The sequence below is a fragment of the Streptomyces tubbatahanensis genome, from assembly GCF_022699385.1.
Taxonomy (GTDB): Bacteria; Actinomycetota; Actinomycetes; order Streptomycetales; family Streptomycetaceae; genus Streptomyces; species Streptomyces diacarni.
This window is the reverse complement of the sequence record NZ_CP093846.1, coordinates 7,404,355-7,427,379: the sequence shown is the minus strand read 5'-3', so window position 1 is coordinate 7,427,379 and position 23,025 is coordinate 7,404,355. Positions and strand designations below refer to the sequence as shown.

Below are 23,025 nucleotides of genomic sequence, written 5' to 3'. Positions count from 1 at the left end.
CGTCGGAGATATTGTCAACAATTTCATCGACAGCTAGCTTGTCCACAACGCGACACCCGGACGGAAGGCCGACCATGCACCACACGAGCCACCCAGAGGGACCCAGGACCCGGCTGCACGGCAGCCAGGTCGCCGTCCCCTGCTGGCTGTTGCGCGGCGGAACCTCCCGCGGCCCGTTCTTCCGCGCCGCCGACCTGCCCGCCGACCCCGCTGCCCGGGACGCCGTACTGCTGGCCGCTCTCGGATCGCCCGACCCCCGCCAGATCGACGGCCTGGGCGGCGCCACCCCGCTCACCAGCAAGGCCGGAATCGTCGGGCCGAGCAGCCGTCCCGGCATCGACCTCGAATTCCGCTTCGCCCAGCTCCAGCCGGACAGCGACCGCGTCGACACCACCGCGAACTGCGGGAACATGCTCGCGGCCGTCGTCCCGTTCGCCCTGGAGGCCGGGTTGCTGGCGCCGGAGGGCGATCTGACGACCGCCCGCGTCCTGACCCTCAACACCGGGCTGAGGGCCGAGATCCGCGTCCACACACCCGCCGACGCCGCCGGGCGGCGCCACGTCGCCTACGAGGGCCCCGCCCGCGTCGACGGCGTCCCCGGCACCGCCTCCCCCGTCGAGATCGCCTTCCTCGACACGGCGGGCTCCGTGTGCGCGGGGCTGCTGCCCACCGGACGGGTCAGGGACCGGGTGCGGCTGAGCGGGCTCGGAACCGTCGAGGTCACCTGCATCGACAACGGCATGCCGCTGGTGCTCGTCGCCGCCTCGGCACTCGGCCGCACCGGCCGGGAGACCGTCGCGGAACTCGATGCCGACCGCGAACTCACCGACCGCCTCGAAGAGCTGCGGCTGGCGTGCGGGGAGCTGATGGGCCTCGGCGACGTGACAGCGCGCAACTACCCGAAGATGACGCTGGTCTCGCCGCCGGCCTCCGGCGGAACCCTCAGCACCCGCAGCTTCATTCCGCACGTGTGCCACACCTCCATCGGCGTCCTGGCCGCCGTCACCGCGGCCACCGCCTGCGCGCTGGAGGGCTCGGTGGCGCACGAGCTGGCAGCCGGTGTGACCGGCACCGACGTGGCCGTGTCCGTGGAGCACCCCTCGGGCGAGTTCACCGTGACGCTCGGGCTGGACAGCGCCCGAGGGCCGGGTGTCACCCGGGCCGCGCTGGTGCGCACCGCGCGCCTGATCATGGCCGGGGACGTGCTCGTTCCCCGGCACACAGCCAACCGGGAGGAAGCACTGCGATGATCATCGACTGCCACGGTCATTTCACCACCGCGCCACCGGCGCTGGGGGCGTGGCGCGAGCGGCAGATCGCCGCACTCGGGGGCCGCGGGCCCGAGCCGTCGCCCGCCGAGCTGCGCGTCAGCGACGACGAACTGCGCCAGAGCATCGAGCCGAACCAGCTGCGGCTGATGGACGAGCGCGGAATCGACCTGACAATCTTCTCCCCCCGCGCCTCCTTCATGGCCCACCACCTCGGCGACTTCGCCACCTCCGCCGCCTGGGCCGCCCTGTGCAACGAGCTGTGCTTCCGGGTCAGCGAGCTCTACCCGCGGCGCTTCGCCCCCGCGGCCATGCTCCCGCAGTCCCCCGGGGCCGACCCCGCCACCTGCGTGCCCGAACTCGTGCGCTGCGTCGAGGAGTACGGGGCGGTCGCCGTCAACCTCAACCCCGACCCCTCCGGCGGTCACTGGACGGCGCCGCCGCTCACGGACCGCGCCTGGTATCCGCTCTACGAGAAGCTGGTCGAGTACGGCATACCGGCCATGGTCCACGTCAGTACCAGCGACAATCCCGCCTTCCACACCACGGGCGCGCACTATCTCAACGCCGACACGACAGCGTTCATGCAGCTCGTCCAGGGCGACCTGTTCACCGACTTCCCCACGCTGCGCCTGATCGTCCCGCACGGCGGCGGGGCCGTGCCCTACCACTGGGGACGCTTCCGCGGCCTGGCCGAAGCCCTGGGCAAGCCTCCGCTCGAAGAACACGTGCTGGGCAATGTCTTCTTCGACACCTGCGTCTACCACCAGCCGGGCATCGACCTGCTGCTCGAAGTCGTACCCGCCGCGAACCTCCTGTTCGCCTCGGAGATGATCGGCGCCGTCCGCGGCGTCGATCCGCGCACCGGCCACCACTTCGACGACACCCGCCGCTACCTCGCGGCGGCCGGGCTGCCGCGGGAGGACCTGGCCGCGCTCCAGGAACACAACGCCCGCACCGTCTACCCCCGTCTGGACACCCTGCTGACCGCGCAGGGCCGCTGACCCGCGGAAGGAACCGCCCCGCCATGCACGACATCGGAGTCGTACACCGCTCCATCGACCGCCCGCCCCGCGAGGACGTCGAAGCGCTCGCCCCCTACGGGGTCAGCACCCTCCACGAGGCGATGGGCCGCACCGGCCTGATGCGCCCCTACATCAGGCCCGTCTATCCCAGGGCCGCCTGCGTGGGCACGGCCGTCACCGTGCTCCTCCAGCCCGGCGACAACTGGATGCTGCACGTGGCCGCCGAACAGCTGCGCCCCGGCGACCTGCTGGTCGCCGCCTGCACCACCGAGTGCGAGGACGGATTCTTCGGGGAACTGCTCGCCACCTCGGTGCGCGCACGCGGCGCGGTCGGCCTGGTGATCGACGGGGGCTGCCGCGACGTGGACGCGCTGGAGGCCATGGACTTTCCCGTCTTCAGCCGGGCCGTCAACGCGAAAGGCACCGTGAAGGCCACTGTCGGCTCTGTCAACGTTCCGCTCGTGTGCGCCAACGCCCTCGTCCGCCCGGGCGACGTGGTCGCCGCCGACAGCGACGGTGTCGTGGTCGTTCCCGCCGAGCGGCTGCGGGAGGTCACCGACGCGGCGCGCGCCAGGGAGGAGAACGAAGCAGGCAAACGCGCACGCTTCGCCGCCGGGGAACTCGGCCTGGACATGTACGGCATGCGCGAACCGCTCGCGGCCGCGGGGCTGCGGTACGTGGACTGACGCCCGACGCGTCCGCCCGCCCCCATGGCGCGCGGGCGGCCCCGCCCCTCGCGCGCGGACGCTCGCGTGCCCGTACCCCGCCATGCCCCTCCCCCGGCCGCTCGGCCGGCGGGGACCACACCGCCGAGGAGACCTCGTGACCGCACTCGCACCCAAGAGCCCCCACTGGCTGGACTGGTGCCCGGAACCCTCCGAACCGGCCTTCGCCCTGCCCCCGGGCACCGTGGACGCCCACTGCCACGTCTTCGGGCCGCAAGCCACCTTCCCCTTCGCTCCCGAGCGCAAGTACACCCCCTGTGACGCGGGCAAGGAAGACCTCTTCGCGCTCCGCGACCACCTCGGCGTCAGCCGCAACGTCATCGTGCAGGCGACCTGCCACGGTGCCGACAACTCCGCGCTGGTCGACGCCCTGCACACGGCGGGCGACCGGGCCCGCGGCGTCGCCACCGTACGCCCGGACGTGACGGAAACCGAGCTGCGCGCCCTGCACGAGGCCGGGGTACGCGGCGTCCGCTTCACCTTCCTGCGCCGGCTCGTCGAGACCGGCTCGATGGCCGACCTCTCCACCATCGCCGCGAAAGTCGCCGAGCTGGGCTGGCACGTCGTCCTGTACTTCGACGGTGCCGAGCTGCCGGAGCTTGAGACCTTCTTCGCCTCTCTGCCGACGCCGCTGGTGATCGACCACATGGCACGCCCCGATGTCGGCAAACCCGTCGAGGGGCCTCAGTTCAGCCGGTTCCTGCGCTTCTGCGCGCGCCAGGACGCCTGGGTGAAGGTCAGCTGCCCCGAGCGGCTCAGCCGCACAGGACCGCCGGCCACCGAGGGACGACGCCGGGCCTACACCGACGTCGTGCCCTTCGCCCGCCGCGTGGTCGCGGAGTTCCCCGACCGCGTGCTGTGGGGCACCGACTGGCCACACCCCAACCTCACCGACCACATGCCGGACGACGGGCTGCTGGTCGATCACCTGCCGCACGTGGCGCCCACCGCGCAAGCGCGGCACAAGCTGCTCGTCGCCAACCCGACGCGGCTCTACTGGCCCGACGCACACCGCTGACCGCCGGCACGGCCCTCCGCCCCCCTCCTCGACAAGGCCACCTCATGCAGCACTCCAACGCGGTGAACCGGCTGGATCGACTGCCCGTCTCCCGGTTCCACAAGCTCACCCTGCTCGCGGTCTCCTTCGCGTACTTCTTCGAGTTCGCCGACATCAACAGCTTCGCGACCACAGCCCCCAAGCTGATCGACCTGTGGGGCGTCACCGTCAACCAGATCGCCTACGTCACCTCACTCTCCTTCGTCGGCATGTTCGTGGGCTCCATCACCGCCGGGGCCCTCGCCGACCGGTGGGGACGCAAGAACGCGCTGCTGTGGACGACGGCGAGCTTCGGGCTCTTCTCCTTCGCCGCCGTCTTCTCCTGGGACCTGGTCTCGCTCGGCGTCTTCCGCGTCCTGACCTCGGCGGGCCTCTCCGCGATGACCGTCGTGGCCGTCATCTACGTCAACGAGATGTATCCGGCGGCCGTCCGCGGCAAGTTCCAGGCCTACGCCATCGTCATCGGCATCTGCGGCACCCCCGTCACCAACCTGATCGCCAGCGCCGTCGTTCCGCTCGGCGACTGGACCTGGCGCCTGGTCTACCTGTGGGGCGCGCTCGGCATCCTGCTGCTCCTGTTCGCGCGGCACCTCAAGGAGTCGCCGCGCTGGCTGGAGAGCAAGGGCGACCTCCAGCGTGCCGACGCGGTACTCACCGCGATAGAGACCCAGGTCGCCGCCGAGAAGGGGCCACTGCCACCACCCCGGCCGCCCGTCGACGAACCCCACCGCGCCAAGGCGCCGCTCAGACTGCTGCTGCGGTGGAAGTACCTCGCACCGACCCTCCTGCTGACCGTCTTGTGGGTCACCCAGACCATCGGCTTCTTCGGCTACTCCAGCTGGGCGCCCACCCTGCTGGCCAAGGAAGGCATCAGCGTCGAGAAGTCGGTCTTCTACGTGGCGCTCACCACCGTCGGCGCCCCCCTGGGGTCCTACCTCGCGGCGCTGGTGACCGACCGGTTCGAACGCAAGTGGTGCCTGGTCGCGTTCGCCGTGGTCATCGCGGGGTGCGGGCTGCTGTACGGTCTCACCTTCAACCCGCTGCTGATCGTCTGCTTCGGGTTCCTGGTCAACCTCTTCGAACGCGGCTACACGGCGCTGGCCTACGCCTACTCCCCCGAACTCTTCGACACCCGCAGCCGCGCCCTGGGTACCGGCATCTCCTACGGCATCGGCCGGCTCTCCAACGCGGCGGGCCCCCTCGTCATCGCGGCGCTCTACAACCGGACCGGGTACCAGAGCGTCTTCTGGTTCATCGCGGGCACCTGGATCGTCGGCGCGCTCGCCCTGGCGGTCTTCGGTCCCCGCACCCGCCGCCCGCGCGGCTCCGCGCCCCGTCCGCCGTCCCCGCTGCCGGCTCAGGCGAGCGCATCGGACGCGCCGGGCGTGGTGCACCCCTCCTCCACGGTGTGAGCCCCGCGTCCGTGGTCGAGGGGCGCTCAGCATCTCAGGCCGTGCGCGAGGCGAGTTCGCGTTCGATCTCCTCCAGGCTCTTGCCGCGCGTCTCGGGGATGCGCCGGAGCGCGAAGAGGGTCAGGAGCGCGCACACGACGGCGTACAGGGCGAAGGTGTTCGGGCCGCCGAGCGCGTCGAGCAGGGTGAGGAAGGTGAGGGAGACCACGAAGTTCATCGTCCAGTTGGAGAACATCGTGGCGCTCATGGCCGTACCGCGGATGCGCTGGGGATACAGCTCGGAGGGGATGATGAAGACCACCACGTTCAGCGTGGTGGCCACCGCGGCGACGAAGACGACGACGCACAGGACGGCCAGCCAGGCGTAGGAGGAGTTCTGGCCTCCGGCCGCGAGCGTGGCGGCCAGCCCGGCGAGTGCCGCCGTCATCACCGCGGCGCCGCTCGCGAGCAGCTTCTTGCGGCCGAACCGGTCGACGGCGGCCATCCCGACGGGCGTCATGAGCAGGTTCACGACGCCGACACCGACGGTGGCCAGGATGGCGGACGACGATCCCAGACCGCTGCTCTGGAAGATCTTCGGCGCGTAGTAGATCACCGTGTTGACCCCGGACGCCTGCCCGAGGATCTGCAACCCCACCCCGGCGACGAGGGCGGGGCGCACCGAGCGCGCGGTCAGGGCCCGCCACCGTCCAACGCCGCGCGCGCCGGACTCCCGCGTGGTGGAGGTGGCGGCCATCTCGGCCAGTTCGGCCTCGAGTGCCGCCGCGTCGTCGTGTCCGCGCAGCCGGGCGAGGACGGTGCGGGCGCGTTCCCGTCCGCCGTTGAGCGCCAGCCAGCGCGGTGACTCGGGCTGTAGCAGCATGCCCATGCCGAAGAGGAGCGCGGGGAGTGCGGCCAGCCCGAACATCCACCGCCAGCTGTGGGTGACGTTCTCCAGCGCGTAGTTGGCGACGTAGGCGAGGACGATACCGAAGGTGATCATCAACTGGTTGAGCCCGACGAGCCGGCCACGGTAGCGGGGCGGCGCGAGCTCGGCGATGAAGACCGGAACCAGGTTCGAGGCGACCCCGATGCCCAGACCGAGCACCACGCGGGCGGCCGTGAGAACCGCCGCCGAAGGCGCCAGCGCGGCGAGGACGGCACCGACGGTGAAGATCGCGGCGGCCGCGACGAGGACCGGGCGGCGCCCGTGGCGGTCGGCGAGACCGCCGGCACCGGCCGCGCCGGCCATCGCACCGACCAGCAGGGAGCTGACGACGACGCCGGAGCTGAACGCGGACAGCCCGAAGTCCGACTCGATCGCCAGCAGCGCTCCGGAGATGACTCCGGTGTCGTAACCGAACAGCAGCCCGCCCAGCGCCGCAACCAGTGTCACGCCGAGGACCGGCCTCAGGGCGGCTCCGTCGCGCTGCGCGACCGTACCGCTGGGTGACGTCATGACGCGTCCCTTCTCGACATCCCCCGGTTCACTCCCCTAATTGGCAGGTACCAATCTTGCAGCAGGCTTGGCTTTGCACAAGGCCTCTCGTAATATTTCCCGTATTGGTTGGTACCTTTAGCGCCATCAGGCGTCAGCACCCTGCACGGCGCACACCACAGGAGGGGCGAGCGTGGCCAGACAGGCGAAGTACGAGGAGCTGCGGATGACACTGCTGGCCGAGATGGCCGGCTCGCCACCGCACACGCCGCTGCCCACCGAGCGGGAGATCTCCGCCCGCCACGGTGTCTCCCGCAACACCGTGCGCCAGGCCCTGGACGCGCTGGAGGCCGCCGGCGCCGTCTACCGCGTGCAGGGAGCCGGCACGTTCGTCGCACCTGCCGTGGTCTCCAAGTCCCTCGCCCTCACCTCCTTCTCCGAGGACATGCGCGACCGCGATCTGGAGCCCGCCTCGCGCCTCCTGGCCGCCGGGACGGTACGGGCGGGACGGCAGGTCGCTGGACTGCTGGAGATCGACCCCGAGGCGGAGGTCGTCCGCGTCAGCCGGCTGCGACTGGCCGACGGGGCGCCGATGTGCCTGGAGACCGTCCACCTGCCCGCCGAGCGGGTGCCGGGGCTGACTCAGGAGGACCTGAGCGGGTCGCTCTACGAGCTGCTGAGCGTCCGCCACGGTCTCGAGATCGGCTCCGCCGAGCAGATCGTGCGCGCCGTGGATCTGGCCGAGACCGAGTCGGCGCTGCTGGGCGTGCCCGTCGGCAGCTCGGGCCTGCGGGTGCAGCGCGTGGGGCTGGACCGCCGCGAGAGCCCCGTCGAGGCGACCACCACGCTCTACCGCGCGGACCGGTACGACATCCGCTTCACCGTCCGCAGGGCGGCCCGCTCGTGACCGGCCGCACGAGCGCGTCCTGGGGAGCGCGCACGCGCGTGGGCGCCGACGTCGGCGGCACCAAGATCGCTGTGGGCCTGGTGGCGGAGGACGGCACGCTGCTGGCGTCGGCCGTCCGGCCCACCCCGGCCGCGCAGGGCCCGGTGGCCGTCCTGGACGCCATCGCCGAGGCCGTCCGTGAACTCCCCGGGTACGAGCGCGCTTCGGGCCTCGGCGTGGGCACCGGCGGCGTCGTCAACCGGGACGACGGCACGGTCGTCTCCGCCAACGACCTGCTGCCCGGCTGGGCCGGAACCCGGCTGGGCGAGGAGTTGGCGGCGCGGCTCGGCATGCCGGTGGCGGCCGACAACGACGCCAACGTCTTCGCCCTGGCCGAACAGGTACACGGCGCAGGCGCCGGCTGCACCACCGCGCTCTACGTGAGCGTCGGCACCGGCATCGGCGGCGGCGTCGTCACCGGGGGCCGGCTGCTGCGCGGAGAGCACTGGACGGCCGGCGAGTTCGGCCACCTCGCGGTGCCCGAGGCCGTGGGGCGCCCCTGCAACTGCGGACGCACAGGCCATCTGGAGGCCATCGCCTCAGGACCCGCCATCGCCGCCCGCTTCGCCGAACGGACCGGGGCCGCACACCCGGTCGACCTGCGGCGCGTGGCGGCACTGGCCGAAGAGGCCGGAGAGCCCAGGGAGATCGGAGAGGCCGGAGACGGCGCACGGCCTGTCGGCGGCGGGCAGGACGGTGGCGGTCAGGACGCAGCTGGGGCCGCCGTCGCCCGCGAGGTGCTCGCTCAGGGCGCGGGCGCGCTGGGCCGCGCGCTGGCGGGTCTGGTCAACACCCTCGACCCCGAGCGCGTGGTGATCGGCGGCGGAGTCGCCTCCATCGGCGCACCGTTCTGGCGTCCGCTGACCGACGCGTTCGCCGCCGAGCTGCTGCCGGGCCCCTCCCTTCTCCGTCCCGTACCGGCCGCCCTCGGCCCCCGCGCCGCCGTCGTCGGCGCCGCCGCGCTCCTGTGCGAGGAGCCCGCCGGGGCCACAGGACCGGGCGGCGCCGCACACCCCCGCACCCCCTCGTCGACAAAGGACGCACCATGAGCGAGCCCGCGACCGGCGGCGAACTGCCGAGCCGCACCACGATGCCCACCGCACGCGCCGACGCTCTGCTCGCGGGGCTGCGCGGCCGGCTGGTGGTCTCCTGTCAGGCACCGCCCGGAGATCCGCTGCGCTCCCCCGCCCACATCGCCGCGATCGCCGCCTCCGTCTGCGCGGGCGCCCCCGTGGCGGGCGTCCGCATCCAGGGCGTCGAGGACATCGAGGCCGTCCGCGCCGTCGTGGACCTGCCCCTCATCGGGCTGTGGAAGGACGGCGCCGACGGCGTCTACATCACCCCGACCGCCGGCCACGCGCGCGCGGTCGCACGCGCCGGTGCCGACGTCGTCGCCGCCGACGCCACCGCGCGCCCCCGCCCGGACGGGCGTCCCCTCGCCGAGACGATCCGCGCGGTCCACGAAGCGGGCAAGCTCTTCATGGCCGATGTCGCCACGCCGGAGGAGGGTCTCCAAGCCGCCGCGCTCGGCGCCGACCTGATCTCCACCACCCTGTCCGGCTACACCGCTGACAGTCAGGGCTCGCCCGGGCCCGACCTGGAGCTGGTCCGCGCGCTGGCGCCCCGCGTACGGGTGCCCGTCTGTGCCGAGGGGCGGTTGCGCACCCCGCAGGAGGCGCGGGCCGCCCTCGACGCCGGCGCGTGGGCCGCCGTCGTCGGCACGGCCATCACCGCGCCCGCGGCGCTGGCCACCCGCTTCGCGTCGGCGCTGACGTGAGCCCACGCGGCGCGGCTCTGACGTGAGCCCACGCGGCGCGGCTCTGACGTGAGCCCACGCGGCGCGGCTCTGACATGAGCCCACGCGGCGCCGCGCCCGGTGGCGCCCGCGTCCGGTGGCTGCTGAGCCGTGCTCGGCGAGGGCGCCGCCGGTCGGGTGACCGCGGAGGGAGGGGACATGGCGCTCAGGCGGCGAGGGAAGTCAGCCATCGGTGCCTCACCACGGGCCATGGGCCACACGCCGCGGGCCGAGGCCGAGGCGACCGTCCGTGCCCTGTCAGCTCCAGGAAGGTGCCATGCCGTCCCCGCGTACGCTCCTGAGCATCTACCTCAACGACCACCTCGCCGGGGCCACCGCCGGCGCCGAGCTGCTGCGCCGCACGGCGAAGACCCACCGGGGCCGGGCAGCGGGCGCTGAACTGGAGGGCCTGGCCGGTGAGGTCGCCGAGGACCGCGAAACACTCATCGGGATCATGGCGCGGCTGGGCGTTCCCGTACGGCAGTCCCGGGTACGCGCTGGATGGCTGGCGGAGAAGGCCGGACGGTTGAAGCTCAACGGCAGCCTGACGTCCCGCTCGCCGCTCAGCGACGTGCTGGAGCTGGAGGCGATGCGCCTCGGCGTACAGGCCAAGACGTCCTGCTGGCGGACGCTGGCCGCGCTCGCGGACAGCGAGCCGGGCCTGGACGCCGACGCGCTCGCCACCCTGCTCGACCGGGCGGACGCGCAGGCCAAGAGGCTGGAGGCGCTGAGCGGGAGCGCGGTGTCGCGCGTGTGGGGCTGACGCGCCCTACGCTCCCCCGCCGGGTGCTCGACGGCGCCGGGGGGCGGTGCCCTTGCCCCGGCTGGTCACGGGTGGCGGCCGGTGACGGCCACCAGCCGGTCGAGGAGTGGGGCGTGGGCGGGCGCTTCGACGGCGGGGCCCCACAGCCCCTCGACGGGCGCGCTCGGGACGAAAGCACGGACGTGCTCGAAGCAGGCCTGGAGCGTCTCGCGGGGCAGATCGTAGGGCTGCCCCGTGGCCTTGGCCAGGTCCCAGCCGTGCACCACCATCTCGGTGAGAGCGATCCGGCCCCACAGCTCGTTCGCCAGCTCGACGCCCAACGCGTCCGTCGCGCCGGACCATGCCGCCGGGTCGTCCCAGGCTTCACCGAGTGCCCGCACCTTCTCGGCGACGTGCTGTCTCCATGCGCCGCCGAAGTGCCCGCCGTTCGGCTGTGCCGCTCCGGACCCGCCCCGGGCAGCCTCGGCGCCTGCGTCTCCCCTGGCGAGGGCGGCGAGTCCTCCAGCGGCCTCGTCGATGTGGTCGATGAGGCCGCGGACGGTGTACTCGGTGCAGGGGGTGGGGTCGTTCAGTTGTGCGTCGCCGACCCCTGCCAACACGTCGGTCATCCGGCGGCAGGCGGGCTTCAGGTCGATCACGGGCTCTCCTCGGTCGTGCGGTCCGGTGCCATCACCCCAAGACAGACGATCGGTGAGCCAGGAACTCATCGGACCCCGGCGACTCATTCGACGGAATGCGCGACGCGCCGCCTCACCCGTCCTCGGACTGCACGTGGACCTCGCCGAGGACGGCGGCCTCGCGGATCGCCTCCGCGAGGGCCCCGCAGCCCGTGAACACCGCGCCGCTGGGGCCAGGGCCGGGGTCGGAGGCCCGCCGCTCCGTGCAGGAGGCCAGCGCCTCGCCGTCCCACTGGACGCTGGTCTGGTCCCAGGTGCTCTTGCGGACCCGCACCCCCGCGCCGCACACGCGGCAGCTGACGGGCACCATCGGGGCGTCGAGGAACCGGCTGTCGGACCGGACGGCCATCAGACCGGCCGGCTCACTGCGGCGCCGGTACCGGCGCCTGCGGTCGCGTCGGTCCCGGTGCCGCCGTTGCGCTGCGCGAGGTTCTCGGCGATCTCCGCCCGCCACGCCGCGTTGGGTTTCGTCGTGTCGATCTCGAACTCGAACCGGTCGGTCATCTCGGGGCGCACCTCGGCCGCGTCGACGTAGAACTGCTCGTACCAGCGGCGCAACTGGTAGACGGGACCGTCCTCCTCGCACAGCAGCGGGTTGTCGATCCTGGCCTTGTGCTGCCAGATCGAGACGTCCTGCTCGAAGCCGATCTTGATGAACTCGCCCATCTTCGCGGCCACGTCCTCCGCGGTGTCGCCCAGGTGTCCGGCCTTCTGCACGACGATGCCGTACTGGAGCATGAAGGAGTCGGCGGTGATCGGATAGTGGCAGTTGACCAGGACCGAATCGACGTCACCATCGCTGTAGTGGTAGGTGAGGTCGTCCGTCATGAAGGACGGGCCGTGGTAGGTCGCCACCGAGGTCTGGCCAAGCACGGTCGGGGCTGAGCTGCCCTCGGCCTGCGGCCGTCGGACGTCCTCGCGGGCGACGCCCTTCATGATCTGGGTCGCGGTGTGGCCCTCGAAGATGTTCTTGAAGTACGTGGGGAACGAGTAGTGCACATAGAAGAAGTGCGCCATGTCCACCACGTTGTCGATGATCTCGCGGCAGTTCGCCCCCTTGATCTCGACGGAGTACCAGGACCAGTCCGTCCACTCGTCGCTCGTCGCACCCGCGATCCGGGGCACGGTCACCTCCTCGGGAGGCGGCTTGCCCTCCGGGTCGTTCCAGACGAACAGCAGGCCGTCCTGCCGCACGGTGGGAAACGCCGCCGTCCGTGCGCGCAGCGGCACGCGCCGGGCGTACGGAACACGGGTGCAGCGCCCGTCTCCGCCCCAGCGCCAGGCGTGGAACGGGCAGGCGATGTCGTCGCCCTCCACCGTGCCGCGCGAGAGGTCGCCGCCCATGTGCCGGCAGTAGGCGTCGAGCACGTTCAGGGTGCCGTCCGAGGCGGCCCAGACGACCAGCTTCTGCCCGAACGCACGGACGGTGTGCGGCTTTCCGTCGGTGAAGTCCCGAGCCAGTCCCAGGCAGTGCCAGCCACGGGCGAAGCGCGTCGGAAGGGCGTCCGCCTCGATGGAGCGAACGTCGTCCGCAGTGGTCATGTGTGGCCTTCCCTTCCGCCGAAGCGACCGCTTCGGCACGGTGTGCGGATCGAGTGGAACAGTGCGGTGGCGGGCTCGGAGGGGCGGTCCCACTCAGCGGTACCGGACGGCCGGGCGGCGCCGGCCGGTCAGCCGGCCGCGCTCAGCCGATGGGGATCTCGGCCGATGAGGTCCTTGGCCGCCAGCGACCCGAAGACCATGGAGGTGCCGATCGGCATGCCGGGGCCCGGGTAGCAGGACCGGGTGAACGACGCACTCGTGTTGCCCGCGGCGTACAGGCCCGCGATCGCCGTGCCGTCCTCTCTGCGCACCCGTCCCGCCGCGTCCGTCACCAGACCGCCCTTGGTGCCCAGGTCGGAGAGGATGAGCCGCGCGGCGTAGTAGGGCGGCTTGCGGACCGGCTGGAGTACCGGCTCGCCGAACCAGTGTCCGTACTCGTCCCGCTCGCGGCCGAAGTCCTCGTCCTCGCCACTGTCGGCGAAAGCGTTGAACCTCTCGACGGTCGCGGTGAGCGCCTCGGCGGGCACCCTGATCAGATCGGCGAGTTCCTCAAGAGTGTCGGCCCGCGCGAGCGTTCCGGCGGCGAGATGCGGCGCGGCTTCCCCCGGCGGCGGCAGCGCGACTCCGGGGAACCGTCCGCCGGTGCGGTCGTCGAAGACGACGTGGGAGGGGATCCGCGCGGGGTCGGCTGCCATCTGCCGCCCGAACTGGTCGTAGGGCAGTGACTCGTTGGCGTACCGGGCGCCGTGGGCGTCGACGACGAGGCCGCCGGTGAGGCCGCAGACGAACGCGGGCTGCCCGTCCGGCATGACGAGGCCGGGGCAGAACCAGCCCTCGTCGAGCAGGTCGGTCGCCGCCCCGAGGGCAAGGGCCGCGGTCAGGGGTTCGCCGGTGTTGGTGCCGGCCGGAGCCATGCTCCACGCCGCGTCGCCCGGCACGCCGTGGTCGCGCCGCAGCGCGTCGTTGTGCTCGAAGCCGCCGCCCGCCAGGAGCACACCCCGCCGCCCCCTGACGCGCAGCCGGCTGCCGTCCTGGCCGGTGGCGACGATCCCGGTCACCCGGTCGCCCTCGGTGACCAGTTCGTCCATGCGGGTGTGCGTGCGGACGGTGCCGTTGCCGGTGCGGTGGTACGCCAGCAGGAGCCGGGCGATCAGCGCGCGGCCACCGGCCAGCGGCACCGCGGTGTCGTTGCCCTGGCCGGCCCGGTCGCGGTCCACCGGGGGCCGGACGAGGTGGAGCAGGTCGCCCAGTTCCCCCGGGTCGAGGTCCCTGGGGATGACCGAACGTCCTCCCGGCACCCGGCCGGGTCGCTCGTAGTAGTCAGGAAAGACCTGGTGCCTGAACGCGAGGGCGGGGTCCTCCTCGAGGCGGCGGACGAGGGCGGGCGCCTCGGCGAGGAAGGCCTCCCGCTTCTCGGCGTTGTCCTCGCCCAGGAGCGCGCGCAGGTAGGTGCGGGCCGAGTCGGTGGAGTCGCCGACGCCCTCGCGTCGCTGCACCTGCGTGCCGGGAAGCCACAGGGCGGCCCCCGAGTACGCGGCCATCCCGCCGACCCGGCAGGTCTTCTCCACCACGGCGGTGGAAAGGCCGGCGTGGGCGCACAGATAGGCGCAGGTCAGGGCTCCGCCGGCCGATCCCACGACCACGACATCGTACTCCTCGGACTCCTCGTCCCATTCCCGCGCCACGGCCCGACCTCCCGACAATCGCCGACTTGTGGCGCCAGAGAACAGCCAACTCCCCACCGGTGCCCCCGCGGGCCCCACTGAGCGGTACCGCTCGCCATCCCTTCGGGCCCCGGCGCCGGGCCGCCATTAATATGAGGTCCCGGAAGACGCGATCACGAGCCCGGAAGAGGAACCGTGCCCCGAATCGCCGAGGACAGACCGGCAGCGGAACCCCAGTCACCCGGCCAGAAGGCCCGGCACGAGCGCATCCTGAACGTGGCGGCCCGGCTCGGGGCCGAGCGCGGCCTCGAACACGTGCAGATGCACGACGTCGCCAAGGAGGCCGGCGTCGCCATCGCCACGCTGTACCGCTATTTCCCCTCCAAAACGCATCTGTTCACCGCCATCATGGCGTCCCAGGTCGAGCGGATGAGTGAGGGTTCGCCGCGGATCGACGCGGCAGCCGACCCCGTCGACGCGGTCGCGGAGACGCTGTTGCGCTCGACCCGGCACATGCTGCACACGCCGCGGCTGGCCGGGGCGATGATGCAGAGCAACTTCGCCGCGCACGCGGCCACCGTCACCGAAGCCGCGGGCATCGAGGCGAAGGTGCACCACACGGTGCTGGGCCTGCTCGGGCTGAGCGAGCCGACCGACCGGGACAACCGCCTCATCCGCCTGCTGATGAAGAGCTGGCACGGGCTCCTGGTCTCCGCCATCAACGGTCATTCGTCGATGTCCGAGACGGAGACCGAGATCCGGCTCGCGTGCGAGGTGCTGCTGGGCGCCCGCTCGAACGCCCCGGAGTGACCGCCGTGCGCCGGGTTCCTCGGCGCCGACCGCCATCCGTGCGGGCCTGTCCCCCGCTCCCGTTCACCGGGAGTTCCGCCTCCCCGGGCGGCGCCTCGGATTAGGTTCGCGCGTGCACCGAGGGAAACCCCGGCGGACAAGAGCGGAAGGGCGGGAGATGGATCTCAGCAACCCGGTGGACTTCTCCGGACGTACCGTGGTGGTCACCGGCGGCACCAAGGGTATCGGCCGCACCATCGCCGAAACGTTCCTGAGCGCCGGCGCGGACGTGGTGGTCTGCGGGCGCGGCGCGCCGGAGGAGCCGCCGACCGCGCACGGGCGCAGCGCGGTGTTCGTCCCCGCCGACGTTAGGGATCCGGCCGACGCCGCCGCGCTGGTCGACAGCGCGGCCGACAGGTTCGGGCGCCTCGACGTCCTCGTCAACAACGCGGGCGGTTCCCCCAGCGCCGACGCGGCGAGCGTCTCGCCCCGGTTCGTGGAGAAGATCGTCGCGCTGAACCTGCTCGCTCCCTTCCACGTCGCCCAGGCGGCGCACCGCGTCATGCGGCCGCAGCGCGACGGAGGCGCGATCGTCAACATCGGCAGCGTCTCCGCGCATGACCCGCAGCCGGGCACGGCCGCGTACTCGGCGGCCAAGGCCGGGCTGCTCGGCCTGACCCGCGCGCTGGCACTGGAGTGGGCTCCCCGGGTCCGCGTCAACCACATCACGACGGGCCTGATCCGCACCGAGGCCGCCGCCTCGGTCTACGGCGACGACGGCGGTCGGAGTGTGGCGCGGGTGATCCCCATGGAGCGGATGGCCGTCCCCGAGGATGTCGCGGGCGCCTGTCTGTACCTGGCCGGCGCCTGGGGCTCGTACGTCAACGGGGCGGACCTGGCGGTCCACGGCGGTGGCGAGTTCCCCGCCAGGTACCTCGCGGCGGAGTCGGCCGGGCCTTCGTAAGGCTGCGCCCAGATCGTCCGCGACGGTCGGGGCCCAGCCCGGGTTTCCCGCGGTGGTCCCGGCTCAGACCAGGTTGTCCTCGACGGTCAGCCCGAAGGCCCCTCGGCCGTACATGGCCAGGGCCCGCTCGGTGTCGTTGGCGACGTGCACGCTGCCTGCGTGCGCGTCGCGCCAGGCGCGTTCGATCGGGTTGCCGCGCCGCAGCGAGTTCCCGCCCGCGGTCTTGAACAGCAGGTCGATCGCCGCGACGGCCCGTTCGGTGCCGCGTACCTGGTCCCTGCGTGTGCGCAGCCGCAGCTCCATCGGGAGGTCACGCCCGTCGGACGCGTGGGCGAGCAGCTCCGCGATGTTGCGGTCGGTCTGGAGGATCGCGGCGTCGATGTCGGAGGCCGCGCGGGCGATGGCGACCTGGGCGTAGGGGTCCTCGGCGAACCGGCCGCCACCGAGGCTGAGCCGTACGCGCTCGTTCATGACGGAGAGGTAGGACTCGTAGCCGCCCGCCGCCGCACCCAGGACGGGGGCGGTGACCGCTGTGGTGAACACCGCGGCGAAGGGGATCCGGTACAGCGGACCCGGGTTGACCTGTTGTCCCGGGCCTGACAGCTGCGCCTGCTCGTAGTTGCGTATCACCCGGTGGGCGGGGACGAACGCCTTGTCCACGACGATGTCGTTGCTGGCCGTGCCGCGCAGCCCGACGACGTCCCACACCTGCTCGATCCGGTAGTCCGTGCGCGGGACGAGCACCGTCATGAAGTCGACGGGCCTGCCCTGGTCACCGACCACCAGGGCGCCGAGCAGCGCCCACCGTGCGTACTCGCACCCCGAGGAGAAGCTCCAGTGTCCTGTGAGCTCGTACCCGCCGTCGGCCGGGGTGAGGCGGCCCACGGGTGCGTAGGCGGAGGAGAGCAGCGTGTCGGGGTCGCTCCCCCACACCTCGTCCTGGGCCTGCCCGGAGAACAGGGCGAGGTGCCAGGGGTGCACTCCGAGCACGGAGGCGAGCCATCCGGTGGAGCAGCAGGCGGCCGAGACGGCGCGCACCGCCGCGTAGAAGTCGACAGGATCGGCTTCGAGACCGCCGTGGCGGCGGGGCTGGAGCATCCGGAAGACACCGGCGTCGATCAGTTCGCGCACCGTCTTGTCGGGGACCCGCCCTGCCGTGTCCGTGTCCTGTGCCCGGTCGGCGATGGCCGGGACGAGGCCGCGCACCGCCTCCACAACCGTGTTCCCCACCCTGCCGTCCTCCCTCTCGTGCGTGCGCGAACTCTCCTGCGTGCGCGAGCCTGCGGTGTGTGCGGTCCGGTGCGCCTGGGTGCCCCGGGTCATCGGTGCGCCCCGCCCAGTTCCGTCTTGCGGATCTTGCCTGCGGCGTTGCGCGGGAAGCTCTCGACGAGCACGACCTCGCGGGGGACCTTGAAGTTGGCGAGCCGTTCGCGGCAGTGGGCTGAGAGTTCCTTCCCGGTGGCCTCGGCACCCGGGCGCAGCCGCACATAGGCGCGGCCGACCTCTCCGAGGCGGGGGTCGGGCACCCCGATCACGGCGGCCTCCGAGACGGCGGGGTGCCGGGTGAGGGTCGCCTCGATCTCGGCCGGGTAGACGTTGAAGCCGCCGACGACGAACATCTCCTTCGACCGCCCGGTCAGCACGAGCCTGCCGTGCCCGTCGAAGTGCCCGACGTCTCCCGTGGCCAGCCACCCGTCGCGGTCGACGGCCTCGGCACTCGCCCGCGGGTCGTCGAGGTAGCCGCGCATCACGTTGTAGCCGCGCACGAGGATCTCGCCGTCCTCCCCGGGCGGCACCGGGCGGCGCGCGGCGTCGGCGACGACCACGTCCACGCCGTCGAGCGGGCGCCCCGCGGTGCCGGCGACAGCGTGGTCGTCGTCCTCCACCGAGCAGGCGGTGACGGTGCCGCACGACTCGGTGAGCCCGTAGGCGGTCAGGACGACGGGGAAGAGTTCGGCCCTGATCCGTTTCACCAGGGCGACGGGCACCGCGGCCGAGCCGGTGACCGCCAGGCGCAGCGAGGAGAGGTCGTAGGCGGCGCGCTCGGGCGCCTCCAGCAGGGAGACGTAGAGTGTGGGCGGCCCGGGCAGGACGGTCACGGCCTCGTCCTGGACGAGGCGCAGCGTCTGGGCCGCCTCGAAGACCGGTTGCAGGACCATGGTCGCCGCCCGCAGGAGGCAGGCGAGGACGCCCGCCTTGTAGCCGAAGCAGTGGAACATTGGGTTGATGATCAGGTAGCGGTCGCCGCGGTCCACTCCGGTCCGCTCGCACCAGGCGCGGTAGGTCCGCACGTTCTGGCCGTGTGTGGTACACGCGCCCTTGGGCCTGCCGGTGGTGCCGGAGGTGAACAGCACGTCGGAGATGTCGTCCTGGTGCACGCCCGCCGCCCTGGTGGCTGCCTCGTGCTCGGGGGTCAGGGCGCCGTGGCGCAGGAACGCCTCCCACGTCATCGCGCCTGCCCGCTCCTCACCCCCGTGGTCGAGGGTGACCGCGTGCCGCAGGGCGGGCAGTTCGGGTGCGGGCCGTGCGCTGTCGGCTCCGGGGCCCGTGTCGGTGCCTGCCTCGATGCCGGCCATGGAGAGGTAGCCGTTGCCGAGGAAGCCGTCCTCGACCAGCAGCAGCCGCGCGCTGCTCCGCCGCAGCACCCACCGGGCCTCGTCGCCCTTGTAGCGGGTGTTGACGGGGACCAGCACCGCGCCCGCGCCCGCCACGCCGAGTGCCGCGGTGATCCAGCGGACGCTGTTGGGCGCCCAGAGGGCGACGTGGTCCCCGCGTTCGACGCCCAGGGCCATCAGCGCTCTGGTGACGGCCAGCGCCTCGTCGTACAGGTGCCGGTAGGTCAGACGCACTCGGCCGTCGACCACGGCCTCCACCTGCGGAAAGGTGCGCGCCGCTGCGGCGAGGACGCCGGGGAGGGTGGTCGGAGCGCTCTCGGGCATGCCGTCACTCCGCGGGCAGGAGACGCCGGGACGCCTCCTGGGCGCCGAGGACCAGTCCGGCACGGTCGTGGAAGGCGTTGCGCTGTTCGGCCCTCGCCCCGTTTCCGCCCGCGACCCACACGGGCCCGTCCGCCAGATGCTCCAGCCCCTCCCTGGCCACGTCGTCGGGTTCGGCCACGTCGAGTCCCGGCAGATCCATGCGCAGACCTGCGCGCTCCATCGCCGGGGTGCGAGTCACCCCGAGGACGAGTTCGAGGACGTGGACGCCGAACGGCCGCAGCTCCAGCCACAGTCCCTCGGAGAAGACCCGGCTGAAGGCCTTGGCGGCGGAGTAGACGCTGACCTGCCCCTGGCCCAGGTAGCCGGCCAGGGAGCCGACCAGCATGATGCCGCCGCGGCCGCGCTCCCTCATGCGTGCGCCGAAGTGGTGGGTGAGGGCGAGCTGGGAGGTGATGTTGAGGCCGAGCACGCCCTGGAAGCGTTCGAGGTCGCCGGTGACGAACTCGTGGCCGTAGCTGTTCGCCCCCGCGTTGAAGATCAGGAGCCCGACGTCGAGGTCGTCGGTCACCTCGCGGAGCGCGGCAGGCGCGGTCTTTGCCAGGAGGTCGAGCTGGAGGGTGCGGACCTCGACGCCGCGTGCGCGCGCCTCGTCGGCCGTACGCTCCAGAGGTTCCGGCTTGCGGGCGATGAGCACGAGGTTGATGCCGGCCTCGGCGAGCCGGTGGGCGAAGGCGGCCCCCACGCCCTCGGAGCCGCCGGCGACGACCGCCCACGGTCCGTACACGTCCTTGTCGATCATCCGCTTCCTTCCTGTGGTGGTGCGTGGGCTCCTGGGGCACGCGCGGGGCCGGTCCGGGGGAGACAGGCGCAGGCCGTGGAGAGAGGGCCGGGCGGCGGCGCTGGGTGCTCCCCCTCACCAGACCGTGCGGGCCGCGCGTCCCGGGCGGTGCGTCCCGGTGAGCGGTACGCCGGTGCGTACCGCGCGGGTCACCGTGGTGCGGGCGGCTGCTGCGTGCCGGTGGTGTCGAGTTCGGAGATGCTGTAGGCGGCGAAGTTCCGGTACGGGTCGCGGCCGGTGAAGTACGGCGTCAGCTGGGAGTCGAACTCCTCCGGTGTGAAGACGCCGTCCGCCGCGGTGAACTTGCGTTCCACGGTGGGCGGAGCCAGCAGCGCCACCATGTCGCCGTAGACGACGAACACTTGCCCGTTGATGCCCTCCGAGGCGGGCGAGGCCAGGTAGCTGACGAACGCGGCGACGCGCTCGGGGGCCATGATGTCGAGTCCGCCCGCGGCCTCCCCGACGCCGAACGCGTCGGCGGTCATCGACGTACGGGCGCGCGGGCAGATGGCGTTGGCGCGCACGCCGTAGCGGGCGAGGCCCTGTGCGGTCGCCAGGGTGAGTGCCGTGATGCCGGCCTTGGCCGCCGAGTAGTTCGGCTGGCCTGGCGCGCCGAAGAGGAAGGCCTCGGAGGAGGTGTTGACGACACGTCCGTAGACGGGTCCGCCGGCGGCTTTGCCCGCCGCCCGCCAGTGGGCCGCGGCCGCGCGGGAGAGGGCGGCGTGGCCCTTGAGGTGGACGCGGATGACGTCGTCCCAGTCGGACTCGCTGAGGTTGAAGACCATCTTGTCGCGCAGCACACCGGCGTTGTTGACGACGATGTCGAGGCTGCCGAAGCGCTCCACGGCCGTCCCCACGAGGCGGTCTCCCATGGACCAGTCACCGATGTCCCCGCTCACGGCGACCGCGTCGGAGCCGAGGTCCTTGATCTCCCGCACGACTTCCTCCGCGCCGGCACCCACGTCGTTGACCACGACCCTGGCGCCGTGCGCCGCCAGAGCGAGCGCCTCGCTCCTGCCCAGACCCGCGCCCGCGCCGGTGACGACGGCGGTGCGGTCCGCCAGGTTGATCTCCGTGCTCATCTGTCCTCTTTCGTGTCGTGCGTGGTGGACACAGCGAGCGCGAAACTAGTATGAATTCTGTTTCTGTTGTGCGGGTGTCTCGCTCAGTGGTGGAACGGCGGAGCACTCTCTCGCAGGCGTCCCCCTTACCCGTGCCCGAACCGCGCACGGCCGCCGGAGATCACCGTCCGCTCGGGCCCCGACGCCTCGAACCGCACACCCTTCTCACCGTCGCTCCAGCAGTGCGCCACCAGGCGGTCGCCGGGGAAGGCCGGGGCGGCGAACCGCCCCTGGAGCTCCAGCAGATCGGCCGGGTGCGCTCCCAGCGCCCCGGCCACCGGAAGGGTGAGCGCCGCCATCGTGCACAGCCCGTGCAGGAACGGCCGGGCCACCCCCGCGGCCTTGGCCGCCTCGGGATCGACGTGCATGGGGTGGCGGTCGCCCAGCAGCCGGTAGAGCGCGGCCTGTCCTGGGTGGGTCGCCACGGTCAGCCGGCGGTCGGCGGGCTGCCCTGCCTCACCGGGCCGCGGCGGCGCGGCGGGCCCCCGCGCGCCGCCGAAACCACCGCACCCGGGTGCGAACAGCGACCACGCCGCCACGAAGCGGTCACTGACCACCTCGATCTCGAAGACGGCGGCCGAGCCCTTGTCCCACACCTCGGTGACGCGCGCGCCCATCACCACCTCACCGGCCCTCGCCAGCGGCGCCCGTACGGTCAGCCGCTGCGCGCCGTGGACGGCCGTCGTGACGTCGAAGGCGCCCAGCGAGCCGAGCGCGTCGGGGGCCCACTGCGCGAGTGTCAGTGCGAACGTCGGAAGCACCCGCAGCCGCTCCTCGTACACCAGGTCGAGGTCGCTCGGGTGGGCGCCGACCGCGAGCGCGTAGAGAATCGCGTCGCGTTCGGTGTAGGAGACGGTACGCGAGCCCAGCTCGTAGCCGCGCCACGGGGACGCGGTCACCGCTCGCCACCCAGGACGAGACCGCTGGTCGGCACCCCCGTGCCGGCGGTCACCAGGACGTGGCCGACCCCCTCGGGCTGGTTCACCGAGGTACCGCGCACCAGCCTGACGCCTTCGGCGATGCCGTTCATCCCGTGCAGATAGGCCTCGCCGAGCTGTCCGCCATGGGTGTTCGCCGGCAGCCGGCCTCCGACCTCCAGATGGCCGTCCGCGACGAAGTCCTTGGCCTCGCCCCTCGCGCAGAAACCGAGCTCCTCCAGCTGCGGCAGTACCAGCGGAGTGAAGTGGTCGTAGAGGATCGCGGCGTCGACGTCCAGGGGGCCGAGGCCGCTTTGCGCGTACAGCTGCCGCGCCACCAGGCCCATCTCCGGAATGCCGCTGATGCTCGGCCGGTAGTAGCTGGTCATCATGTGCTGGTCAGGGCCGAGCCCTTGCGCGGCGCCCTGGATCAGGGCGGGCGGATGCGGCAGGTCGCGGGCGCGCTCGGCCGAGACGACCACCAGCGCCTGACCGCCGTCGGTCTCCTGGCAGCAGTCCAGCAGGCGCAGCGGTTCGGCGATCCAGCGTGAGCTGCGGTGGTCCTCCAGCGTGATGGGGCGCTGATAGAACCAGGCGGCAGGGTTGGCGGCGGCGTGCTTGCGGTCCACCACGGCGACCCTGCCGAAGTCGTCGCCGTCGGCGCCGTACTCGTGCATGTAGCGGCGGGCGAACAGCGCGACCCACTGGGCGGGGGTGTTGAGACCGAACGGGGTCATCCAGGCGTACGCGGCGCGGTCGGCACTGGTGTCCATCGGCCGGTCGGCCTGCCCGAGCCCGTACCGTTCGCCGGAGCGCTCGTTGAAGGCCCGGTAGCAGACGACGACCTCGGCCGCACCGGTGGCGACGGCCATCGCCGCCTGCTGGACGGTGCCGCAGCCTGCGCCGCCGCCGTAGCCGACGCGGGAGAAGAAGCTCACCTCCCCCATGCCGGTGTTGCGGGCCACGTGGATCTCGGAGTTGGTCTCCGCGGTGAAGGTGACGAGGCCGTCGACGTCGGCGGGCCGCAGCCCGGCGTCGGCGAGGGCCGCCAGTACGGCCTCGCAGGCGAGTTGGAGCTCGCTGCGCCCCGAGTCCTTGGAGAACTCGGTGGCCCCGATCCCCGCGATGGCCGCGGCCCCGCGAAGCGTGCCTGCCCTCATGACCCG

The 23,025-nt window shown here is 72.6% G+C and carries 22 protein-coding genes; 11 read left to right on the top strand and 11 right to left on the bottom strand.

Annotated elements, in window-relative coordinates; genetic code table 11:
- Window positions 1-74 precede the first annotated feature (74 nt).
- From MMF93_RS31860 to MMF93_RS31840, 5 genes are all read left to right on the top strand, one after another.
- On the top strand, window positions 75-1,250 hold the full coding sequence (locus tag MMF93_RS31860) for a 4-oxalomesaconate tautomerase (protein WP_242756644.1): 1,176 nt from the start codon (window positions 75-77) through the stop codon (window positions 1,248-1,250).
- The gene (locus MMF93_RS31855) at window positions 1,247-2,272 is read left to right on the top strand and encodes an amidohydrolase family protein (RefSeq protein ID WP_242756643.1); all 1,026 of its coding nucleotides are present in this window, start codon (window positions 1,247-1,249) and stop codon (window positions 2,270-2,272) included. Before MMF93_RS31860 ends, MMF93_RS31855 begins: the two co-directional genes overlap by 4 nt.
- 23 nt (window positions 2,273-2,295) lie before the next feature.
- Window positions 2,296-2,979, top strand: a complete 684-nt coding sequence (gene ligK, locus MMF93_RS31850) for a 4-carboxy-4-hydroxy-2-oxoadipate aldolase/oxaloacetate decarboxylase (protein ID WP_242756642.1) — start codon at window positions 2,296-2,298, stop codon at window positions 2,977-2,979.
- Between the two features lie 136 nt (window positions 2,980-3,115).
- Complete coding sequence (locus tag MMF93_RS31845; protein ID WP_242756641.1) at window positions 3,116-4,036, top strand: amidohydrolase family protein; 921 nt, start codon at window positions 3,116-3,118, stop codon at window positions 4,034-4,036.
- A 44-nt stretch (window positions 4,037-4,080) separates the two neighbouring features.
- A complete protein-coding gene (locus MMF93_RS31840) occupies window positions 4,081-5,487 on the top strand; it encodes an MFS transporter (RefSeq protein WP_242756640.1) in 1,407 nt (468 codons plus the stop codon).
- Between the two features lie 34 nt (window positions 5,488-5,521).
- Here MMF93_RS31840 and MMF93_RS31835 read toward each other — a convergent pair whose 3' ends face one another.
- Window positions 5,522-6,925: a sugar porter family MFS transporter gene (locus MMF93_RS31835; RefSeq protein ID WP_242756639.1), complete on the bottom strand. Its 1,404-nt coding sequence runs from the start codon at window positions 6,923-6,925 to the stop codon at window positions 5,522-5,524.
- Between the two features lie 172 nt (window positions 6,926-7,097).
- On the opposite strand from MMF93_RS31835, the gene MMF93_RS31830 reads away from it, so the two are divergent.
- From MMF93_RS31830 to MMF93_RS31815, 4 genes are all read left to right on the top strand, one after another.
- The gene (locus MMF93_RS31830) at window positions 7,098-7,811 is read left to right on the top strand and encodes a GntR family transcriptional regulator (RefSeq protein WP_242756638.1); all 714 of its coding nucleotides are present in this window, start codon (window positions 7,098-7,100) and stop codon (window positions 7,809-7,811) included.
- 38 nt (window positions 7,812-7,849) lie between these two features.
- Window positions 7,850-8,899 (top strand): ROK family protein, encoded by a 1,050-nt coding sequence (locus tag MMF93_RS31825; RefSeq protein ID WP_242756637.1) that lies wholly within the window; start codon window positions 7,850-7,852, stop codon window positions 8,897-8,899.
- A gap of 41 nt (window positions 8,900-8,940) precedes the next feature.
- Window positions 8,941-9,627, top strand: a complete 687-nt coding sequence (locus MMF93_RS31820; protein ID WP_242757876.1) for an N-acetylmannosamine-6-phosphate 2-epimerase — start codon at window positions 8,941-8,943, stop codon at window positions 9,625-9,627.
- A 295-nt stretch (window positions 9,628-9,922) separates the two neighbouring features.
- Window positions 9,923-10,408: a hypothetical protein gene (locus MMF93_RS31815; protein WP_242756636.1), complete on the top strand. Its 486-nt coding sequence runs from the start codon at window positions 9,923-9,925 to the stop codon at window positions 10,406-10,408.
- Between the two features lie 65 nt (window positions 10,409-10,473).
- Here the strand turns inward: MMF93_RS31815 and MMF93_RS31810 are convergent, their stop codons facing one another.
- The 4 genes from MMF93_RS31810 to MMF93_RS31795 form a co-directional block, all read right to left on the bottom strand.
- Complete coding sequence (locus MMF93_RS31810; RefSeq protein ID WP_242756635.1) at window positions 10,474-11,046, bottom strand: TIGR03086 family metal-binding protein; 573 nt, start codon at window positions 11,044-11,046, stop codon at window positions 10,474-10,476.
- Between the two features lie 112 nt (window positions 11,047-11,158).
- Window positions 11,159-11,434: a ferredoxin gene (locus tag MMF93_RS31805; RefSeq protein WP_242756634.1), complete on the bottom strand. Its 276-nt coding sequence runs from the start codon at window positions 11,432-11,434 to the stop codon at window positions 11,159-11,161.
- The gene (locus MMF93_RS31800) at window positions 11,434-12,627 is read right to left on the bottom strand and encodes a 3-ketosteroid-9-alpha-monooxygenase, oxygenase component (protein ID WP_242756633.1); all 1,194 of its coding nucleotides are present in this window, start codon (window positions 12,625-12,627) and stop codon (window positions 11,434-11,436) included. The genes MMF93_RS31805 and MMF93_RS31800 overlap by 1 nt, the downstream gene beginning before the upstream one ends.
- A gap of 128 nt (window positions 12,628-12,755) precedes the next feature.
- A complete protein-coding gene (locus MMF93_RS31795) occupies window positions 12,756-14,312 on the bottom strand; it encodes an FAD-binding protein (RefSeq protein WP_242756632.1) in 1,557 nt (518 codons plus the stop codon).
- Window positions 14,313-14,486: 174 nt separating this feature from the next.
- Between MMF93_RS31795 and MMF93_RS31790 the strand changes: the two genes are divergently transcribed.
- Together MMF93_RS31790 and MMF93_RS31785 are read left to right on the top strand one after the other, a co-directional pair.
- Entirely contained in the window at window positions 14,487-15,101 is a 615-nt protein-coding gene (locus MMF93_RS31790) for a TetR/AcrR family transcriptional regulator (RefSeq protein WP_242756631.1), read from the top strand.
- Between the two features lie 157 nt (window positions 15,102-15,258).
- On the top strand, window positions 15,259-16,044 hold the full coding sequence (locus MMF93_RS31785; RefSeq protein ID WP_242756630.1) for an SDR family oxidoreductase: 786 nt from the start codon (window positions 15,259-15,261) through the stop codon (window positions 16,042-16,044).
- A 63-nt stretch (window positions 16,045-16,107) separates the two neighbouring features.
- Here MMF93_RS31785 and hsaA read toward each other — a convergent pair whose 3' ends face one another.
- The 6 genes from hsaA to MMF93_RS31755 all read right to left on the bottom strand — a co-directional run bounded on the left by hsaA (window position 16,108) and on the right by MMF93_RS31755 (window position 23,019).
- A complete protein-coding gene (gene hsaA / locus MMF93_RS31780; RefSeq protein ID WP_242756629.1) occupies window positions 16,108-17,274 on the bottom strand; it encodes a 3-hydroxy-9,10-secoandrosta-1,3,5(10)-triene-9,17-dione monooxygenase oxygenase subunit in 1,167 nt (388 codons plus the stop codon).
- Window positions 17,275-17,363: 89 nt separating this feature from the next.
- Window positions 17,364-18,983, bottom strand: coding sequence for a FadD3 family acyl-CoA ligase (locus MMF93_RS31775; RefSeq protein ID WP_242756628.1), 1,620 nt, complete (start codon window positions 18,981-18,983; stop codon window positions 17,364-17,366).
- A 4-nt stretch (window positions 18,984-18,987) separates the two neighbouring features.
- Complete coding sequence (locus MMF93_RS31770) at window positions 18,988-19,782, bottom strand: SDR family NAD(P)-dependent oxidoreductase (RefSeq protein WP_242756627.1); 795 nt, start codon at window positions 19,780-19,782, stop codon at window positions 18,988-18,990.
- Window positions 19,783-19,970: 188 nt separating this feature from the next.
- A complete protein-coding gene (locus MMF93_RS31765; protein ID WP_242756626.1) occupies window positions 19,971-20,903 on the bottom strand; it encodes a 3-oxoacyl-ACP reductase in 933 nt (310 codons plus the stop codon).
- 125 nt (window positions 20,904-21,028) lie between these two features.
- Window positions 21,029-21,841 (bottom strand): MaoC/PaaZ C-terminal domain-containing protein, encoded by an 813-nt coding sequence (locus MMF93_RS31760; protein WP_242756625.1) that lies wholly within the window; start codon window positions 21,839-21,841, stop codon window positions 21,029-21,031.
- Window positions 21,838-23,019, bottom strand: coding sequence for a lipid-transfer protein (locus tag MMF93_RS31755; protein ID WP_242756624.1), 1,182 nt, complete (start codon window positions 23,017-23,019; stop codon window positions 21,838-21,840). Before MMF93_RS31755 ends, MMF93_RS31760 begins: the two co-directional genes overlap by 4 nt.
- Between the last annotated feature and the right edge of the window lie 6 nt (window positions 23,020-23,025).

Coding starts and splice junctions, on each gene's coding strand:
- MMF93_RS31860 (WP_242756644.1), top strand. CDS start 75: ATGCACCACACGAGCCACCCAGAGGGACCCAGGACCCGGCTGCACGGC.
- MMF93_RS31855 (WP_242756643.1), top strand. CDS start 1,247: ATGATCATCGACTGCCACGGTCATTTCACCACCGCGCCACCGGCGCTG.
- ligK (WP_242756642.1), top strand. CDS start 2,296: ATGCACGACATCGGAGTCGTACACCGCTCCATCGACCGCCCGCCCCGC.
- MMF93_RS31840 (WP_242756640.1), top strand. CDS start 4,081: ATGCAGCACTCCAACGCGGTGAACCGGCTGGATCGACTGCCCGTCTCC.
- MMF93_RS31835 (WP_242756639.1), bottom strand. CDS start 6,925: ATGACGTCACCCAGCGGTACGGTCGCGCAGCGCGACGGAGCCGCCCTG.
- MMF93_RS31820 (WP_242757876.1), top strand. CDS start 8,941: ATGCCCACCGCACGCGCCGACGCTCTGCTCGCGGGGCTGCGCGGCCGG.
- MMF93_RS31815 (WP_242756636.1), top strand. CDS start 9,923: ATGCCGTCCCCGCGTACGCTCCTGAGCATCTACCTCAACGACCACCTC.
- MMF93_RS31805 (WP_242756634.1), bottom strand. CDS start 11,434: ATGGCCGTCCGGTCCGACAGCCGGTTCCTCGACGCCCCGATGGTGCCC.
- MMF93_RS31800 (WP_242756633.1), bottom strand. CDS start 12,627: ATGACCACTGCGGACGACGTTCGCTCCATCGAGGCGGACGCCCTTCCG.
- MMF93_RS31785 (WP_242756630.1), top strand. CDS start 15,259: ATGGATCTCAGCAACCCGGTGGACTTCTCCGGACGTACCGTGGTGGTC.
- MMF93_RS31775 (WP_242756628.1), bottom strand. CDS start 18,983: ATGCCCGAGAGCGCTCCGACCACCCTCCCCGGCGTCCTCGCCGCAGCG.
- MMF93_RS31770 (WP_242756627.1), bottom strand. CDS start 19,782: ATGATCGACAAGGACGTGTACGGACCGTGGGCGGTCGTCGCCGGCGGC.
- MMF93_RS31765 (WP_242756626.1), bottom strand. CDS start 20,903: ATGAGCACGGAGATCAACCTGGCGGACCGCACCGCCGTCGTCACCGGC.
- MMF93_RS31755 (WP_242756624.1), bottom strand. CDS start 23,019: ATGAGGGCAGGCACGCTTCGCGGGGCCGCGGCCATCGCGGGGATCGGG.